Origin of the sequence: Micromonospora sp. M51, from assembly GCF_018070305.1 — a bacterium.
GTDB classification, from domain to species: Bacteria; Actinomycetota; Actinomycetes; order Mycobacteriales; family Micromonosporaceae; genus Micromonospora; species Micromonospora parva.
Genome location: NZ_JAGPXZ010001029.1, coordinates 1 through 1,713 on the forward strand (window position 1 = coordinate 1; position 1,713 = coordinate 1,713).

Genomic DNA, 1,713 nt, shown 5'->3' on the forward strand with positions numbered 1-1,713 from the left:
CATTGGCCAGATCGGCGGCCTGACTGGCGGGCTGGTCGGCAGCCTGGTCGGCCTGGGCCGCCGCTCCGGCTCCGGCCTGGGCCGCATCGGCTTCGGCCTGGGCCTCGGCCAGCCGGGTGTTCTCCCGGCGGAACGTCTCGTAGATCTGACTGAGCGACTGCTTCTGCGCCATCGTCAGGTCTGCGTCCACGGCGATGGCGGCGAGCACCCCGTGGCCTTCCTTGTCGTCGAGCAGACCGGCGCGCAGGTACATCGCCGGCGTGGAGACCCGCAGCGCGCTCGCCAGTTGCTGGAGCACCTCGGCGCTGGGCTTGCGCAGGCCGCGCTCGATCTGGCTGAGGTACGGGTTGCTGACCCCGGCCTGCTCGGCGAGCTGCCGTAGCGAGATCTTGGCGTTGCGCCGCAGATCGCGGATGAACCCGCCGACGTCGGGAAGGTCCTTGGGTGTGGCCATGACCGCGACGCTAATCGCTGGCGCTAGCTCCTGCAAGCAAAATGCTAACCATAGTTAGCAAGGTCTCAACATCCCGTTTGCGCGCCGCTCCGTCGATCCGTACGGTCCGACCGTGCACAAGATCACAGTCAATGGAGCAAGCATCGCGTACGACGAGGCCGGCACCGGTTCACCCGTCGTCCTGCTGCACGCCGGCATCGCCGACCGGCGGATGTGGCGGGGGCAGGTGTCCGCGCTCGCCACCCGACACCGGGTGATCGTCCCTGACCTGCGCGGCTACGGCGACTCGGAGCTCCCCCCGGCCCCGTTCACGCACCACGACGACGTGGCCGGGCTGCTGGACGCGCTCGACCTGCCCCGGGCGGCCCTGGTCGGCTGCTCGTTCGGCGGAGCGGTCGCCATCGACACCGCGCTGGCCCACCCCGATCGGGTGAGCGCGCTCGCGCTGTTCGACACGGCGGTCTCCGGCAACGAGTGGTCCGACGAGGCGAACGACCTGTGGGACAACCTGGTCGGCGAGGTCGACCCCGACGACTTCGTCGCGGGCGCGGCCGGTGAGGTGCGCTTCTGGGTGGTCGGCCCGGGACGGCAGCCGGAGGACGTCGACAGCGAGCTGGTCGCGTTCGCGCAGGAGATGGACCAGCGGGCCCTCGCCGCCGAGCTGGCGCTCGGCGCGGTCGAGGTGGGCGAGCTGACCCCGCCGGCGATCGGCCGTCTCGGCGAGCTGGCGATCCCCGTCCTGGTCACCGCCGGCGCCGCGGACGTACCGGACATCAGCCGACTCGCCGACCGGATCGCCGCCGAGGTCTCCGGCGCGGTGCGCCTACCCGACGTGCCGAACGCCGCGCACCTGCTGCCGCTGGAGCGTCCGGAGCCGGTCAACGCCGCACTGCTCGACTTCCTGAGCTGATCAACCCCGCACGCAGGCCGGGCCGCACGCACACCGGGCCGTTCGGAGCCCGACCCGCGAATGAGCGTGATGCCACAGCGGCATCGTGATGCCGCTGTGGCATCACGATGTTCGGGCCACCGCCAGCCGGCACGGTCACCGACGGTGAGCCACGCCGGCCGTCCCCACCGATGCCGGAGTGCCGCTCACCAGAGCGGGCGGACCGCTCCGACCGGCACCCCGCCGCCGAAGAGCGGCACCTCTTCGTACTCGGCCAGCACCGGGGCGTCCACGCCGAGTCGGCGCAGCGCGGAGACCAGCACCGGCATCCGCGCCCGGTCGGCGCCGTCGTCGTTCTTCATCGCGAGGG

General features: G+C 72.0%; 3 protein-coding genes. 1 reads left to right on the forward strand and 2 read right to left on the reverse strand.

Annotated elements, in window-relative coordinates; translation table 11 throughout:
- A partial coding sequence (locus KBX53_RS32095; RefSeq protein WP_247676537.1) for a helix-turn-helix domain-containing protein occupies nucleotides 1-454 on the reverse strand: 454 nt, incomplete at its 3' end.
- Nucleotides 455-566: 112 nt separating this feature from the next.
- On the opposite strand from KBX53_RS32095, the gene KBX53_RS32100 reads away from it, so the two are divergent.
- Entirely contained in the window at nucleotides 567-1,364 is a 798-nt protein-coding gene (locus KBX53_RS32100; protein WP_307857748.1) for an alpha/beta hydrolase, read from the forward strand.
- A 185-nt stretch (nucleotides 1,365-1,549) separates the two neighbouring features.
- Here the strand turns inward: KBX53_RS32100 and KBX53_RS32105 are convergent.
- Nucleotides 1,550-1,713, reverse strand: a 164-nt coding sequence (locus KBX53_RS32105; protein ID WP_210863581.1) for an asparaginase, incomplete at its 5' end; no start/stop codon positions are given.